Origin of the sequence: Pseudomonas sp. USHLN015 (genome assembly GCF_037153275.1) — a bacterium.
Lineage (GTDB): Bacteria > Pseudomonadota > Gammaproteobacteria > Pseudomonadales > Pseudomonadaceae > Metapseudomonas > Metapseudomonas tohonis.
The window spans coordinates 24,691-39,285 of sequence record NZ_JBBCKP010000011.1 but is presented as its reverse complement, the minus strand read 5'-3'; the positions used below and the strand labels follow the sequence as shown (position 1 = coordinate 39,285).

The window sequence follows — 14,595 nt, the reverse complement described above, 5'->3', positions numbered from 1 at the left end:
TGCATGGCTACGCCCTATGTGATTGCCGAACAATTCTGCGCATAGCGCAGATTTATTTGCAAGCCAATCTGCGTCACACGCTTTGCGTCGCGCGCAGATGAGGTCAGAAAATCAGGGCATGGAAATAGGACAAGCAATCAGAAAAGCGCGGAAGGCCAAAGGCTGGACGCTCGAAGAACTAGCGCACCGGGTCGGCACCGACACTGGCAACCTCTCTCGACTTGAGCGCGGCCAACAGGGCGCTCGCCAGGATCTGCTGCAGAAGATCCTCAAGGAGCTTGAGATCGCCATTGGGGCCGAGGCTACCGTCAGCGAGGCAAGCAACGTTTCGCTAGCAGCCCAGCCCGAGCGCTACTACAGGTATCCGGTGCTGAACTGGGTGTCGGCCGGACTGTGGGGTGACGCCCTGCAACCCTACGAGCCAGGCGCCGAGGACAGCGAGCTCAGCGACCACAAGGGCAAGGGCCGCTGTTTCTGGCTGCGCGTGAGCGGCGATTCGATGACGGCACCGATCGGCGACAGCATCCCTGACGGCCACCTTATCCTGGTGGATACCGGCATGGAGGCCCGCCCAGGGCACCTTGTCATCGCCAAGTTAGAGGCCGAGGACAAGGCCACTTTCAAGCGCCTGGTCCAGGATGGCGGCCGGTTGTTCCTGAAGCCGTTGAACCCCGCCTACCCCCTCATCGACATCAATGGCAACTGCCGCTTCATTGGCGTCGTGGTGGAGACGAAGCGCAAGTTGGTCTGACAACAAGCCACGTCTGAGCCCCGCAGTGCGGGGCTTTTTCATTTCACCTGTCGCAAAAGTTTACATACCGACCAAGGTAGGAATCTGTTCGCTATTGAAACGCCATCAGCTGCCGAAATACTGTATATCCATACAGTAAAGGAGGTAACCCATGGATGCGCAGTCCCTTCAGCAAGCCACCTACCTGTCCTACCGCGCGATCGCCCAGCGCGTGCAGGCCCTGGTAAGCACACCCCGAGCACAGATAGAGCACCAGGTCGTCCTGGCCCGCGAACCCGGCGACCTCCAGTCGGCCTGGGATCAACTCCTCGAGGAAATCCGGGAGACCGAGGGCGTCACCCTCACCCGCCGCGCTGACGGCAGCATCCATATCGCCTGGTTCGTCTCTCACCGCTGACACCCTACCCGTCATAAGCCCGCCGAGCGCGGGCTTTTTATTTTGTGAAAATCTGCGCTTGACGCAGATTTCAATCTGCGCATAATGCAAACCACATTCTGCGCACAACGCAGATTTGTAGGCCGCAGCGAGCCAAGGCCTTGCCGGATCGGATGGCAGAACGGGTACAGGGGAAGCCTCACCCCGGGTGCGCAGCTTCGAGCACCGCAGAAAAGAGTGATCACGGCAAGCGAGCGCGGTGATCTGTCGGCGCCTCAGGCGCCCCGAACAAGTCAGCGCCCAGCCGGAGGTGGCGTGTAACACCGGCCAGCAATATACCCGGGGCTTCGGCTCCGGGCTGCATTGGTGGGTGATCTTCGGCGTGGAAAGCAGACACGCAGTGCAACGGATAGGCGCACACCTGAGTAACCACCTGCAATACCTGCCATTTGAGCGACGCCTGGTATGCCTGCAGGGGCTAGAGCCGGGACCGGAGAGGAAGGCTTTGTCGGCCTCACGAGGATAGCCGGAGTAGCGCCCGGCAAGATCACCCAACCCATGCAGCCCTACCACCCAGGAGAAACCAGATGCGACCAGTAATGCTGCTGAACCCCGAATTCGACAAGAGCGGAAAGCTCATCCAGGTAACTGACCGCTGCGAAGCCAAGTTCCACGGCTGGGGCATCCAGTACGACGAGTTCGAGAGTGGGCCTGGCAACTTCACCGTCGCCATATTCGAGATGGAGGACGGTACCGTCGGCACCTGCACGCCGCAGTGCATCCGCTTCCTCGACTCCGATGAAGAGAAGCTGCGAAACATGGAACGCGCCTTCGCTGATCCGATCGTGGTCGGCTGACTCCCCCTTCCCCGAACCGACACGGGGCGCCACCGCGCAACGCATGACGCCGCGCGCGGCAACGACCGGCTGGCCACCGGGGCATCCGGCCAACACCCTCACCGGAGAGTGATCAGGAAGAGCGCACCGGCGCCGGCCGGGACGAGCTACGACGCCAGATCACTGTCCGGTGCGCGTGACGCACCTGCTCCTAGAACAGCCTTGCCCCACTCACACGGGGCCTTTTTGCGGGCGTAGCTCAGTTGGTAGAGCACCGGCCTTCCAAGCCGGCTGTCACGGGTTCGAGCCCCGTCGCCCGCTCCACACCTCCCCACGGAAAAGGAACTCACCATGCTCATTCTCACCCGTCGCGTAGGCGAAACCCTGGTCATCGGCGACAACGAAGAAATCCGCATCACCATCACTGGAATGCACGGCCACCAGGTGAAGGTGGCGATCGAGGCGCCGCGCCACATCCCGGTCCACCGCGAAGAGATCGCGAAGCGCATCAGCAACGAGAAGGTGAGGCTGGCCAGCTGATCGGCCGGCATCGAGCCAACCAGAGCCCCGCACCTGCGGGGCTTTTCACATCCGCCCCCAGTCGAGAGCACTCGCCCCCGCGCCCACAGGCAGATAGCGGGACGGACGAGTGCTGCCCACTGCAGGTGAAACGAAGGAGATCACGATGATGACCGCCGTTCAGCGTCGCACTATTGCGGCTTTCAGCTCCGGCCAGAGCCGCCGGGACAGCGCCACCCCTGATGAGGCCCTGGCCTTCTTGGACACCGCCGCCGGCGCGAATTGGCTGGCCGGCGCCGCCGAAGACCTGGTAGCAGGACGCGACATCATCATCGGCAAGGCTGTCGCCGTGAAGGCCTCCGCCCTGAGCGATGCCGTCGCGGCGGAAGCGGTACGCCGCCTGGGGAACAACGAAGACCCCGAGGGGATGCTGGGCCAACTGCTGGTCGCCGTGGACAACTTCGATATGAGCACCGCTTCCGCGTGCCTGAAGTCGCTATTTCACGATCAACGCGGCCCGCGTGGCGTGTTCCAGCACATGGCCAGCGAGCTTGCCAGCGAGGTTGCGGACCAGGCAGCCGAGCAACTGCAGCGCGACGCTGAGGAAGAGCTGATCGTGATGAGGTATGCGGGATGAGCCTTCAGCACAGCAGCCTGGCCCTGCTGATGGCCACCGCCAAACGCCGGGGCGCTCGCTCCCCGGCCGACTTCATCCGCTTCCCCGTCCGCATCGGCGGGGTCTGGTACTGCGAGGTGCGCCATGGGAATTGACCCTCGCGCCAAGAGCAAGGAGAAGCTGAAGCCGCCCGCTCCGCTCCCCCACATCAGCCGCCGCGCGCTCCAACGAGTGCGCAACGCGCTGCTGCCGCCGACGGCCTGCCCCTACTGCCAGGGCCCCGTGGCTCTGGTGAACAACCGGCACATCTACGGGCGCGAATGCGGCGATTGGCCCTACGCATATCACTGCGCTCCCTGCGACGCGCTGGTGGGCCTCCATCCTGACACCGACATCCCGCTGGGGACGATGGCCAACCAAGAACTCCGCGCAGCGCGGGTCACGAATAAGCGTCACTTTCACAACTTCATGGCGAAGATGGGATTCACGCGCTCAAGCGCCTACCTGTGGCTGGCCCGGAGCATGGGCATCGACAGGGAGGAGTGCCACTTCGGCTGGTTCGACCTTGAGGCCTGCAAACGGGCCGGGGACATCTGCAGGAGGCACCTCAAATGACCCAGCACCAGCGCGAACGCCGCTACGCCGTCTGGCGCGGCTCCTTTCTCACCATCCTCGTGATTGTCGGCTGGCTGTTCCTCAACGGCCTGGCCGATCGCATCGCCCCCACCCGCGCGCCGGCGGCGCAGTCCAGCCGATAGGAGCACCCCATGGCACAGAACAAGCAGAACGCCAACCTGGCGCTCTGGGAATCGGTCCAGACGACCGACAAGAAATTCACCAAGGAAGCCCAGCTGGATGGCCGCACGGTCACCAGCATCAACGGCACCTACATGGCCAAGCGCGCTACCGAGGAGTTCGGGCCGATCGGCAAAGGCTGGGGCTTCGACATCCTGGTCGACCGTCTGGACCAAGGCGCCCCAATCCTCGGCAAGGACGGCGCAGTCATTGCGCATGAGCTGATGCACACCATCCAGCTGAAGCTCTGGTATGTGCGCGCCGGCAAGCGCAACTCGGTCACCCACTACGGGCACACGCCGTTCGTTCGCAAGAGCCAGTACGGGGCCTACACCGATTTCGATGCGCCGAAGAAGAGCCTCACCGACGCCATGAAGAAATGCCTGTCGCTGATTGGCTTCAGCGCGGACGTGCACCTGGGCATGTTCGATGACCAGACCTATCTCGAAGGCCTGGAACTGAAGAAGCGCCTGGAGGACGCCGGTGATCCCGAGTCGGCGATGGACGAGGCCAAGGAGGACTTCAAAGCCTGGCTCCGCTCCCAGCTTGAGGCGCTGAAAACAGCACCGAACGTCCGCGCGCTCAACCTGATGCGCAAGCAGATCGCCGAGAAGGCACGCGCCAAGGCGGTGGTGGTCAAGTTCGATCCCGCCTACATCGAAGCCCGCATCGACGAAGTTGCCGACGATCACCAGCGCTCCTTCGAACCTAACCCCCCGGCCCAATAGGTAGCACCGCCATGACCATCCTGAAAAATGTTGACCTGAAGAAAGGCACCGTCGAGGTTGCCGAGTACAGCGCCACCGCCGCCGCGCTGGCCGCCCTGCGCGAGAAGTACTTCGTCCTGCCGGATGCCAACACCGACGAGGGTTACGACTTCATCAAGGCAGGCATCAAGGAGCTGACCGGCCTGCGCACCAAGCTGGAGGACGCACGTAAGCGCGAGAAGGCGCCCTACCTGCAAGCCGGCCAGATCATCGACGCAGAGGCGAAGCGCATCACCGCCGAACTGGTGCAGCTCGAAGACCCGATGAAGGCGGCCAAGAAGGAGGTGGACGACCGCGTGGAGCGTGAGCGCCAGGAGCGTGTCGCCCGCCTGCAGGTGAAGGTCGACGCCATCAAGGCCATGCCCGGCCTGGTCCGTGGCAAGTCCAGCGCCGAGATCACCGAGATGATTGACCGCTGCGGCGAGATCGACACCAGCCACGACTTCTTCGACCTGACCAAGGAGGCGACGGCTGCTCAGCAGGTCGCTCTGGACGAGCTGACCCAGATGCTGACCGACCGCCTCGCCTTCGAGGCCTCGGAGAAACAGCGGCGGGAGCTGGAAGCCCAGCAGGCAGAGCTGCAGCGCAAGATGGACGAGCAGCGCGCCGAGCTGGAGCGCCAGCGGCAGGAACTGGAACAGCAACGCCGGGAGCTGGCGGCTGCGCGGGAAGCCGCGGCGCCGGCCGAGGACGCCGAGAAGATCGAGATGCTGCAGGAATCCGCCCCCTGCAAGGGCGTCGCCGCCTCCCGCTGGCGCGCCCGCGTCACCAACAAGTCCGCGCTGATCGCCGCGATCGCCGCCGGCTACGGCACCGAAGACCTGCTGATCATCGACCAGGCCGCTCTCGACAGCCTTGCCGACGACGAGCGCCAGGCCATGCAACTGCCCGGCGTCATTGCCGAACCGGTACCGGCTTCCGCCGCGTAACCCCTCCCCACCCGCCACCAAGACCAACGCGCCGGCAGCCCCGGCGCGGATAACCTCCCTTTGCCGAGAAGAACCCAATGACCCTGTACACCTTCGACACCGAAACCAACGGCCTGCCGGACTGGAAAGCCCCGAGCGAAGCGCCGCATCAGCCGCACATAGTCGACATCGCTGCCTGCCTGTACACCCCGGAAGGCCAGCTGCTGGATTCCTTCGAGGCCCTCATCAGGCCCGACGGCTGGACCATCCCGGACGAGGTCGCGGCGATTCACGGCATCACCACCGAGCGCGCTATGGACGAGGGCATTCCCGAAGCTGAGGCCCTGGAGCAGTTCCTGGCGTTCCACCGTCGCGCCGAGATGCGCGTTGCGCACAACCTCAGCTTCGACGACCGCATCCTGCGGATTGCCCTGAAGCGCTTCCATGGCGATGAGGTGGCGGAGGCGTTTAAGGGCGGAAACAGCTACTGCACCATGCGCAAGAGCACCGATATCGTGCGCCTTCCTCCCACCGCAGCCATGCGCGCCGCCAAGCGCTTCCACTTCAAGAGCCCCACCTTGGGCGAGACCTATCAGCACTTCTTCAAAGAGGAGCTGGTGGGAGCCCACCGGGCCATGACCGACACCAAGGCCTGCGCTCGCATCTACTTCGCGATCCAGGGCGTCACGCCGCCGGCCGATGCCGCTCCGGCGGACGCTCTGGTCCCGGCCCAGGAGTCCTGAGCCGTGGCCCGCGGTGTCAACAAAGTGATCCTCGTCGGCCACATCGGCGGGGACCCGGATGTCCGCTACACCCCACAATCGAAGGCAATCACCTCAGTGAACCTGGCCACCAGCGAGAGCTGGAAGGACAAGCAGACCGGCCAGCAGCAGGAGCGCACCGAGTGGCACCGAGTGGTGTTCTTCGGCCGCGTAGCCGAAGTCGCCGGTGAGTACCTGCGCAAGGGCTCGCAGGTCTACGTCGAAGGCACCCTGCGCACCCGCGAATGGGAAAAGGACGGTGTGAAGCGGTACACCACCGAGATCATCGTCGACATCAACGGCCGCATGCAGCTGCTGGGCGCCAAGCCCGAAGGCGGCGGCACCAGGCGGCCGCAGCGGGAGCAGACCCGCCCCACCACCCACCACCAGCAGCAACCCCCGGCGCCGGACTACGACAGCTTCGACGAAGACATCCCCTTCTGACGAACTCCCTGGAGACCCATCTCATGTGGTTTCGCAACCTGCTGATGTACCGCCTCGCCCAAGACATCGACCTCGACGCCCAGGCGCTGGAGACCGCGCTGGCCACCAAGCCGGCACGCCCCTGTGAGAGCCAAGAGTGGTCGACCTACGGCTTCGCGCCGCCGCTGGGCAAGGGCACCGACGCTCTGGTGCAAGCCAGCAACGGCTTCCTGCTCATCTCCGCCCGCAAGGACGAGCGCATCCTGCCCACCTCCGTGATCAACGACGAGCTCCGCAAGAAGGTCGACGCCATCGAGGAGAGCCAGCAGCGCAAGGTCTACAAGAAGGAACGCGACCAGCTGAAGGACGAGATCATCCAGACGCTGTTGCCGCGGGCTTTCACCCGCAGTTCGCGGATCTTCGCAGCGATCGCGCCGGCCGAGCGACTGCTGCTGGTGGACCACACCAGCGCGAAGCGCGCCGAAGATCTGTTGTCCACCCTGCGCGAAGCCATCGGCAGCCTGCCGGTGCGCCCGGTCACGCTGAAGACAGCGGCCACCGCCACCCTCACCGACTGGGTGCGCAACCGCCAGGCCGACAACGAGTTCTGGCTCAGCGATGACGCCCTCCTGCGCGACACCGACGAGGTGGGCAGCATCAACGCCAAGCACCAGGACCTGACCAGCGACGAGATCCACCAGCACCTGGACGCCGGCAAGACGGTGACCCGCCTCTCGCTGGCCTGGCAGGACAAGCTGTCCTTCGTCCTCGACGAGGGCCTGGTCATCCGCAAGCTCCGCTTCGACGACCTCCTGCAGGAGAAGGCGATCGATGACGCGGGCAAGGATGCCGATGGTGCTGCCCAGTTCATGGCCAGCTTCACCCTGATGATGCTGACCCTCCGCGAATTCATCCCCACCCTCCTCGACGCCATGGGCGGCGAGGAAGTGCCCACCGGCATTTGAGCCAGGAGCAATCGATGGCCATCATCAACGGCATCATCCACCACATCGACAAGAAGCCCGACGGCAGCCCCTCCGTGCTGCACCTGGCCGACACCACGCTGGGTCACACCGACGCCGCCAATAACCTGCTGGCTGACCTGAACGAGGCCTACAACGCCAAGGCCGGCAAGGCCTGGGGGCTGTTCCACGAGGAGTCCGGCGCCTACCCGCTGAGCGGCTGGCTGAAGGAATACCTGGTCGGCGGCCGCGACTTCACCGACTTCAGCTGCGAGGCGGCTGAACACCTCCAGCGCCTGCTGGAAGAGGCGAACCTGGCCACCGGCGGCCATCTCTTCATCGCTCACTACCAGATGGGCATGACCGACTACCTGCAGGTGGCTGTGTTCCGGCACACCGAAGCTGTATCCGTCAACGACTCGCTCCAGGCCGTGCCCGTGCGCTACCTGGACCTGAGCCAGATCCACATGGCGGCCCGTATCAACCTGTCGGAATGGCGCAACAACCCGAACTCGCGCCAGTACATCTCCTTCATCAAGGCGAAGACCGGTCGCAAGGCCACAGACTACTTCCGCGACTTCATCGGCTGCCAGGAGGGTGTAGACGCCCCGGGCGAGACCCGCACCCTGCTCAAGGCCTTCAGCGACTTCGTGGAGCAGGAAGACCTGTCCGAGGATGCAGCCAAGGAGAAGACCCGTACCCTGGTCGACTACGCCAGCAGCCAGGCCAAGCTGGGCGAGCCGATCACCCTGGAGGAGCTGTCCGGGCTGATCGGCGAGGACCAGCCCCGAGCCTTCTATGACTTCATCCGGAACAAGGACTACGGCCTATCGCCGGAGATTCCGCCGGACAAGCGCACCCTGAACCAGTTCAAGCGCTTCACCGGCCGCGCCGAAGGGCTGTCGATCAGCTTCGAGGCGCGCCTGCTGGGTTCGTCGGTGCAGTTCGACCAGGGCCGCGACGTGTTGGTGATCCGCAACCTTCCTACCCAGCTGAAAACCCAGCTGCGCAAAGCGGCGCCGGACGCTCAATCGGCGTGGCAGGGCGATGAAGCGGTTTCTGAAGACGGAGGTGACGACCTGCTGCTGAATGAGGCGATCGACTTCGTCCGTGAGACCCGTCGCGCCTCCATATCCGCCGTGCAACGCAAGTTGAAGATCGGCTACAACCGCGCGGCACGGCTCATCGAGGAGATGGAGCGTCTGAATGTGGTCGGCCCCATGAGAACCGACGGTTCCCGTGAGGTGCTGCTCCATGGATAACCGTCGTCGCCCGCCGGCGCCGGTGAAGCCGGACCCAATCAAGCACCCCCGGCGCGCTGCCGAGCAGCAGGAGCGTCAGCAGGCAGAGCGCGCCCAGGCGCTGTTCAACGCCCGCCTAGCGCCGGAGGAGATCCGCCGGCGCCTGCGCCTTGGGCCGGTGGCCTTCGAGCAGTTCGTGGCACGCAACGGAATCCGCACCAAGTCATTACGGGCAGATGAATAAATAAGGCCGCCTCTATGGCGGCCAGATTCAGGAAGATTTGCCGTTTCAACCTTACAGTGGAGCGCCCAACTTACCCCTTTTTAGGGGGGTTCACTTTCGGCATTGGCACTGTAGTTTGAACCGGCGGCAAACCTCTATCGTTAGTCTGTATAGAGCCGTTATTTGGATTTCGAACAACTACTGGCTTCTTATCACTCATTAGTTTCCTCCACTAGATAGCTATTGAAGTACAGACACATTTGCTGCTCAGCTTTGCGCATCATTTTCGGTATCTCGGGCAGAACCATCCCCTCAAGGCTAATTCGAAGAATCTTTGCCTTCGACGCTCGAATTTCAAACCGCTTTTCGTTAATTTCCTTATCGGTCAACTCACCACTAGCAACATCAAACCAGGCTTTCTCCGCCTCATCCGAAAGCTCAGAAAGCTCCAGCGCGGTCTTGCTTAGGGGCTTAATACGCGACTTAAATGGAAGAAATTTATATACAACCGACAAAACCTGAGAGGCAACAATGATTGCCCCCCAGACCATCGAGTATTCTTTCCATAAAGCCCACCCACCAATACTTGCGGAAGAAGTAACAGCAAGAAATATGCTGATCCATCTTTCATAAGACTCAGAACGCAACTGGTATAGCTCTAAATAAATAACATGGGCTTTGAGCGACTGAAGTTCAACCCAATAGTTTTGTTGGTGCAAGAGCCTCCTCCTTAGCAGTTTCGCTGAATCCTGAGTCGACACTAAACCAGTTCATACCAAAACGCCACTACGGTGCGGCTTTGCCGTGCCTGGCAGAAGGAACCAGCATGGCCGTCTCTCGCCCGATCATCCGCTACCACGGCGGAAAGTGGCTGCTCGCCCCCTGGATCATCGATCACTTCTCCACACACCACACCTACGTCGAGCCCTTCGGCGGCGGCGGCTCGGTGCTGCTGCGCAAAGAACGCTCCTACGCCGAGATTTACAACGACCTGGACGGGGACGTGGTGAACCTGTTCCGCATGGCGCGGGACCACGGCGAGGAACTGCGCCGCCTGCTACAGCTCACGCCCTTCGCCCGCGAGGAATTCGAGGCCAGTTACGGGCCGGCGCCGGATCCGCTGGAGCGCGCCCGCCGGATGGTGGTGCGTAGCTTCCAGGGCTTCGGCAGCGCATCGGCATGTGGTGAGCGCACCGGGTTCCGGTCTTCCTCGACTCGGTCGGGAACGGCGCCGGCACTGGACTGGAGGAACTACCCGGACGCTCTGGCCGCGATAACCGACCGCCTGCAGGGCGTGGTGGTGGAGAACCGCGACGCCCTGGCCGTCATGGCGCACCACGATAGGCCGGAGGTCCTGCACTACGTGGACCCACCCTACGTGCACTCCACGCGCAGCCTGAAGGTCCGCCACAACGACCACCGCAAGTCCTACCGCCACGAGCTGACGGACGACCAGCACCAGCACCTCGCCGAGTTCCTGCTCGGCCTGCAGGGGAAGGTGCTGCTCTCCGGCTACCGCTGCCCCCTCTACGACGAGCTGTTCGCCGGCTGGCACCGCGTGGAGCGCCACGCCTTCGCCGACGGCGCGCGGGAGCGCATCGAATGCCTCTGGCTCAACGATGCCGCCCGGCGCGGCCTTGCCCAGCTCGACATCTTCAACGACACCAAGGAGCCCGACACAATCAGCCGCCTCAGCGGTTGAGCTTGCGATCTATGACCTGCGCTGCACGTTCCATCGCAGCTTGCATTGCTGAAGTGCGGTCAGCCCATCCATTGTGGAGGAAGTCAGGGTCGTCCCTACCTCCCATGAGCTCCAGGGGATAGTGAATCACCAGTTTGCTCACTTTGCCGTCATCCTCGATGTGGAGCTCAAAGTGCACTTGGTGACCTCGATATTCATAGCGCCCTGCCTCTGCATCTACAGCCACAAACGTCATCTCGCTTCTCCTAGGCCGGCCCCATGCCGGGCCTCACGAACCTAGTCCACTCCATCTCATAGCGCCACTACGGTGCGGCTTTGCCGTGCCCAGCATAAGGAATCCGCCGCATGATGCAGAAACGCACCCTCTACCACTTCCACTTCTGCTGCGGCCTGGGCGGCGGCGCCAAAGGGTTCAACCGCGCCAAGCCTGTCGTCGGCAACCTGCAGGCGGAATGGGAATGCCTGGGCGGCATCGACGTCGACCCCGCTGGACTGCGCGACTTCGAGCGCTTGGCCGGCGTGCCCGGCACCCTGCTGGACCTCTTCACCCGTGACCAGTACATCCGGTTCCACGGCAAGGAGCCGCCGGCCGGCTGGCGCGAAGCGACCCCGGAAGACATCAGGCGCGCAGCGCGCGGCATCCGCCCCGACGCCGTCTTCATCTCCAGCCCCTGCAAGGGCGCCAGCGGCCTGCTGTCGGAGAAGATGAGCCTGACGCCGAAGTACCAGGCCCTCAACGAGCTGACCCTGCGCTGCATCTGGCTGATGGGCGAGGCCTGGAAGGACGACCCGGTCCCGCTGATCGTGTTCGAGAACGTTCCGCGCCTGGCCACCCGGGCCCGCCACCTGCTGGACCAGATCAACAGCCTGCTCAGCTTCTACGGCTACGCGGTGGCCGAGACCACCCACGACTGCGGCGAGCTGGGCGGCTTGGCCCAGAGCCGGAAGCGCTTCCTGTTGGTGGCGCGCCACGTCGAGAAAGTCCCGCCCTTCCTGTACGAGCCGGAGAAGAAGAGCCTGCGCGCCGTGGGCGACATCCTGGGCCGCATGCCGCTGGCAGGCGATATCGCTGCCGCCGGCCCGATGCACCGCGTTCCGTCCCTGCAGTGGAAGACCTGGGTGCGTCTCGCCCTGGTCGAAGCCGGCGGCGACTGGCGCAGCCTGAACAAGCTGGCGATCGAAGACGGCTACCTGCGCGACCTGGTGATCGTCCCGGCCTACCGGAGCGGCTACATGGGCGTTCACGGCTGGGACGAGACCATGGGCACCGTCGCCGGCCGCAGCAGTCCCACCAACGGCGCGTTCTCGGTTGCCGATCCGCGCTATGAGGCTTCCGCCCGCTGGAACTACGGGCAGCAGTTCGGGGTGCTGAACTGGCGCGAGACCGCCGGGACCATCACCGGGCAGAAGTCGCCCGGGCAAGGGAAATTCGCAGTAGCCGACCCGCGTGGCCAGAGCTTCGGCAAATACCCGGTCACCGACTGGGACGACCACGCCGGCACTGTAATCGCGGCCAGCACCACCGGGCAGGGCGCCTTCGCCGTGGCAGATCCGCGCCCGAGCGGCGTGCGCCATAACAACGTGTTCCGCGTCATCGGCATGGACCAGCACGCCGGCACGGTGACCAGCGGCCACGGGCCCAGCTCGGGCGGCCAGGCCGTCGCAGATCCTCGCTACCACAACTGGCACCCCGGAGCGTCGAGCCGGAAGCTGAATGTGGTGCCCTGGGCTGGCACCGCCGGCACCGTCACAGGTTCCCAGCAGGTGGCCAGCGGCGCGCTGTCGATCGCCGATCCGCGCGCCCTGCACCGCGGCAAGGGTGACAACTACCTCACCGGCGGCCACTACGGCGTGGTGGCCTTCGATCAGCCGGCCGGCGCCGTTTCCGCCAGTGCGCGCTGCGACAACGGCCGCTGGAGCGTCGCCGACCCGCGCATGCCGGCGGCCGATGAACGCCTCACCTGCATCATCCAGTCGCTCGACGGCACCTGGCACCGTCCCTTCACCACCCTGGAGCTGGCTGCCCTGCAGAGCCTGGTGGACCCGGAAGAGCAGTTGGAGCTGGACGGGCTCAGCGACAGCGACTGGCGCGAGCGCATCGGCAACGCCGTTCCGCCGGCAGCGGCCGAGGCGATCGCCCACGTGATGGGCACCACCCTGCTGCTGGCCGAGCTCGGCGAAACCTTCATCCTGAGCAGCATGCCGGTCTGGGTGCGTCCGGTGGCAGTGGGGCTGAGCGTTGCACAGATGCCTCAGAAATAAGCCAAAGAGACATATGCAGCCGAGTCTGCCTGCAGGTAACACTAAATTGCCTGCAGGCAGACATGTCTCAGGATGCGGGGGGCAACTGGGTAGTGAAGCGTGCTGTTGCGGCTTTCGGAGGCGGGACTTCTGAGAAACCAATTAGCGCAACTGTCGCTAGATACGGCGCCTCACCGGCCGAACTAAGTGATTCGCTGCCAACGTGAAGAAGCTTGCCGCCATGGATTTGGATCAAATGATTGATGTCCCAATCAATCGAGGTTCCCAGACTCTGGCTGCAAAAAGCGCAGCCGAAACTCTCATCAGAACTCAATTTGATGGTGTGCTTTACATCGGAAAGTTCCATTTAAGCCTCCTTGTACCGGCCCCATGCCGGGCGATCTGAACCTAACCCACTTCCTCCCCAAGCGCCACCAAGGTGCGGCCGAAGCGCGCCCAGCCTAAGGAGCGACGCATATGACCTGGTACACCCGCAGCTGGCAGCACATGCACCAAGTGCACCAGCAGGCCCTAGCCGACGGCCAGGACGCCCAGGCGATCGCCAAGGCCATTGACGACAGCTACCCGTGGAGCAAGCGCTCCGGCTGGCCCTACAAGGGCTGGCTGGCGGCGCGCCACAGTTTCTTCCCTACCCACGACCTTCCGCTGCGCCGGGCGAAGCGCCCGGGGCCGGACCTATTCACGGAGCCTACTGAATGAAAACCGTAACCCTGGACGAGTACCGCAGCGCCCTGAAGGCGCAGGGTGTACCCCGCGAACACATGGCCTGGCGCTGCCCGATGTGCAGTACGGTCCAGTCCGCTGCCGACCTGATCGCCGCCGGCGTTGGTGACAAGTTCGAGGCCGTTGAGCTCTACCTGGCCTTCAACTGCGTCGGTCGCTACACCGGCGCCGGTAGCCCGTCCGAGATGAAAGGCCAAGGCAAGGGCTGCAACTGGACACTCGGCGGCCTCTTCCGGATGCACGAGTTGGAGGTAGTCACGGAGGACGGCAAACGCTACCCGCAGTTCGAGCCCGCCAGCCCGGAGGAAGCCCTGGCCCACATGCAAGCGAAGGGGCTGACCGCTTCCGCCTGCGCTGAGGGAGTCGACAGCGAGGGCGGCAGCTGTGACTAAGCGAGCGATCAAGCACTACCCGCGCCAGGCCCGCTGCAAGAACTGCGCGGACTGCCACAATGACTGCAGCTCCAAGCCCTTCGAGAAGATGCCGATCTACCGCCAGGACGGCACCGACACCATCGTGATCTGCACCGATTTCCGCCAGGCCAACCACTTCGACTCGCTGCACAGCGTTGTCCGGCGCGGCGGGCAGAACCAGTGAACGTCCCCACCTTCTGCCGCTCCACCGGCCTGCGCATCGGGCAGTGCACCTGCATTCGCTGCCGGCCGCCAGCACCAGCCACACCGCAGTAACCCACCTTCTACTCACCGACTCTGCGCACCGCGCCGGAGGG

Annotated in this window: 22 protein-coding genes, 1 tRNA gene and 2 pseudogenes; 22 read left to right on the top strand and 3 right to left on the bottom strand. The window is 64.0% G+C overall.

Features of this window, described 5'->3' with window-relative positions; all coding sequences use genetic code 11:
• Positions 1 to 118 precede the first annotated feature (118 nt).
• The 17 genes and pseudogenes from WFQ67_RS22210 (at position 119) to WFQ67_RS22130 (ending at position 9,199) form a co-directional block, all read left to right on the top strand.
• Positions 119 to 751, top strand: a complete 633-nt coding sequence (locus WFQ67_RS22210) for a LexA family protein (protein ID WP_337058199.1) — start codon at positions 119 to 121, stop codon at positions 749 to 751.
• A gap of 151 nt (positions 752 to 902) precedes the next feature.
• Entirely contained in the window at positions 903 to 1,148 is a 246-nt protein-coding gene (locus WFQ67_RS22205) for a DUF1654 domain-containing protein (RefSeq protein WP_337058198.1), read from the top strand.
• Between the two features lie 566 nt (positions 1,149 to 1,714).
• Positions 1,715 to 1,984, top strand: a complete 270-nt coding sequence (locus tag WFQ67_RS22200; RefSeq protein ID WP_337058197.1) for a hypothetical protein — start codon at positions 1,715 to 1,717, stop codon at positions 1,982 to 1,984.
• Between the two features lie 227 nt (positions 1,985 to 2,211).
• Positions 2,212 to 2,287: transfer RNA gene (locus WFQ67_RS22195), tRNA-Gly, on the top strand.
• A 27-nt stretch (positions 2,288 to 2,314) separates the two neighbouring features.
• The gene (gene csrA, locus WFQ67_RS22190; RefSeq protein ID WP_337058196.1) at positions 2,315 to 2,503 is read left to right on the top strand and encodes a carbon storage regulator CsrA; all 189 of its coding nucleotides are present in this window, start codon (positions 2,315 to 2,317) and stop codon (positions 2,501 to 2,503) included.
• Positions 2,504 to 2,648: 145 nt separating this feature from the next.
• The gene (locus WFQ67_RS22185) at positions 2,649 to 3,119 is read left to right on the top strand and encodes a hypothetical protein (RefSeq protein ID WP_337058195.1); all 471 of its coding nucleotides are present in this window, start codon (positions 2,649 to 2,651) and stop codon (positions 3,117 to 3,119) included.
• Complete coding sequence (locus WFQ67_RS22180) at positions 3,116 to 3,253, top strand: hypothetical protein (RefSeq protein WP_337058194.1); 138 nt, start codon at positions 3,116 to 3,118, stop codon at positions 3,251 to 3,253. Before WFQ67_RS22185 ends, WFQ67_RS22180 begins: the two co-directional genes overlap by 4 nt.
• Complete coding sequence (locus tag WFQ67_RS22175) at positions 3,243 to 3,713, top strand: zinc-finger-containing protein (RefSeq protein WP_337058193.1); 471 nt, start codon at positions 3,243 to 3,245, stop codon at positions 3,711 to 3,713. Before WFQ67_RS22180 ends, WFQ67_RS22175 begins: the two co-directional genes overlap by 11 nt.
• Positions 3,710 to 3,856, top strand: a complete 147-nt coding sequence (locus WFQ67_RS22170; protein ID WP_337058192.1) for a hypothetical protein — start codon at positions 3,710 to 3,712, stop codon at positions 3,854 to 3,856. Before WFQ67_RS22175 ends, WFQ67_RS22170 begins: the two co-directional genes overlap by 4 nt.
• Before the next feature lie 9 nt (positions 3,857 to 3,865).
• Entirely contained in the window at positions 3,866 to 4,621 is a 756-nt protein-coding gene (locus tag WFQ67_RS22165) for a hypothetical protein (RefSeq protein WP_337058191.1), read from the top strand.
• An 11-nt stretch (positions 4,622 to 4,632) separates the two neighbouring features.
• On the top strand, positions 4,633 to 5,589 hold the full coding sequence (locus WFQ67_RS22160) for a hypothetical protein (protein ID WP_337058190.1): 957 nt from the start codon (positions 4,633 to 4,635) through the stop codon (positions 5,587 to 5,589).
• 77 nt (positions 5,590 to 5,666) lie between these two features.
• Positions 5,667 to 6,311: a 3'-5' exonuclease gene (locus WFQ67_RS22155; RefSeq protein WP_337058189.1), complete on the top strand. Its 645-nt coding sequence runs from the start codon at positions 5,667 to 5,669 to the stop codon at positions 6,309 to 6,311.
• A gap of 3 nt (positions 6,312 to 6,314) precedes the next feature.
• Positions 6,315 to 6,773, top strand: a complete 459-nt coding sequence (gene ssb / locus WFQ67_RS22150; RefSeq protein WP_337058188.1) for a single-stranded DNA-binding protein — start codon at positions 6,315 to 6,317, stop codon at positions 6,771 to 6,773.
• Between the two features lie 23 nt (positions 6,774 to 6,796).
• A complete protein-coding gene (gene rdgC, locus WFQ67_RS22145; RefSeq protein ID WP_337058187.1) occupies positions 6,797 to 7,717 on the top strand; it encodes a recombination-associated protein RdgC in 921 nt (306 codons plus the stop codon).
• Positions 7,718 to 7,731: 14 nt separating this feature from the next.
• A pseudogene (yejK, locus tag WFQ67_RS22140) lies at positions 7,732 to 8,727 on the top strand (nucleoid-associated protein YejK); the annotation flags it as partial.
• 54 nt (positions 8,728 to 8,781) lie between these two features.
• Positions 8,782 to 8,976, top strand: a pseudogene (locus tag WFQ67_RS22135) (DNA translocase FtsK); the annotation flags it as partial.
• The gene (locus WFQ67_RS22130; RefSeq protein ID WP_337058186.1) at positions 8,969 to 9,199 is read left to right on the top strand and encodes a hypothetical protein; all 231 of its coding nucleotides are present in this window, start codon (positions 8,969 to 8,971) and stop codon (positions 9,197 to 9,199) included. The pseudogene WFQ67_RS22135 and the gene WFQ67_RS22130, both read left to right, overlap by 8 nt.
• Positions 9,200 to 9,390: 191 nt before the next feature.
• Here WFQ67_RS22130 and WFQ67_RS22125 read toward each other — a convergent pair whose 3' ends face one another.
• Positions 9,391 to 9,897 (bottom strand): hypothetical protein, encoded by a 507-nt coding sequence (locus WFQ67_RS22125; protein ID WP_337058185.1) that lies wholly within the window; start codon positions 9,895 to 9,897, stop codon positions 9,391 to 9,393.
• A gap of 107 nt (positions 9,898 to 10,004) precedes the next feature.
• Between WFQ67_RS22125 and WFQ67_RS22120 the strand changes: the two genes are divergently transcribed.
• Positions 10,005 to 10,880, top strand: a complete 876-nt coding sequence (locus WFQ67_RS22120) for a DNA adenine methylase (RefSeq protein ID WP_337058184.1) — start codon at positions 10,005 to 10,007, stop codon at positions 10,878 to 10,880.
• On the opposite strand, the gene WFQ67_RS22115 is transcribed toward WFQ67_RS22120, so the two are convergent.
• A complete protein-coding gene (locus WFQ67_RS22115) occupies positions 10,870 to 11,115 on the bottom strand; it encodes a hypothetical protein (protein WP_337058183.1) in 246 nt (81 codons plus the stop codon). The genes WFQ67_RS22120 and WFQ67_RS22115 overlap by 11 nt on opposite strands.
• 113 nt (positions 11,116 to 11,228) lie before the next feature.
• On the opposite strand from WFQ67_RS22115, the gene WFQ67_RS22110 reads away from it, so the two are divergent.
• Positions 11,229 to 13,142 (top strand): DNA cytosine methyltransferase, encoded by a 1,914-nt coding sequence (locus WFQ67_RS22110; RefSeq protein ID WP_337058381.1) that lies wholly within the window; start codon positions 11,229 to 11,231, stop codon positions 13,140 to 13,142.
• A 67-nt stretch (positions 13,143 to 13,209) separates the two neighbouring features.
• Here the strand turns inward: WFQ67_RS22110 and WFQ67_RS22105 are convergent, their stop codons facing one another.
• Complete coding sequence (locus tag WFQ67_RS22105) at positions 13,210 to 13,488, bottom strand: hypothetical protein (protein ID WP_337058182.1); 279 nt, start codon at positions 13,486 to 13,488, stop codon at positions 13,210 to 13,212.
• 110 nt (positions 13,489 to 13,598) lie between these two features.
• On the opposite strand from WFQ67_RS22105, the gene WFQ67_RS22100 reads away from it, so the two are divergent.
• From WFQ67_RS22100 to WFQ67_RS22090, 3 genes are read left to right on the top strand one after another with little or no spacing between them, the layout of a single operon-like run.
• The gene (locus WFQ67_RS22100) at positions 13,599 to 13,841 is read left to right on the top strand and encodes a hypothetical protein (protein WP_337058181.1); all 243 of its coding nucleotides are present in this window, start codon (positions 13,599 to 13,601) and stop codon (positions 13,839 to 13,841) included.
• Positions 13,838 to 14,257 carry a VVA0879 family protein gene (locus tag WFQ67_RS22095; RefSeq protein ID WP_337058180.1) on the top strand — a complete coding sequence of 140 codons (420 nt, stop codon included), beginning with the start codon at positions 13,838 to 13,840 and terminating at the stop codon, positions 14,255 to 14,257. Before WFQ67_RS22100 ends, WFQ67_RS22095 begins: the two co-directional genes overlap by 4 nt.
• Positions 14,250 to 14,462 carry a hypothetical protein gene (locus WFQ67_RS22090; protein ID WP_337058179.1) on the top strand — a complete coding sequence of 71 codons (213 nt, stop codon included), beginning with the start codon at positions 14,250 to 14,252 and terminating at the stop codon, positions 14,460 to 14,462. Before WFQ67_RS22095 ends, WFQ67_RS22090 begins: the two co-directional genes overlap by 8 nt.
• Positions 14,463 to 14,595 lie beyond the last annotated feature (133 nt).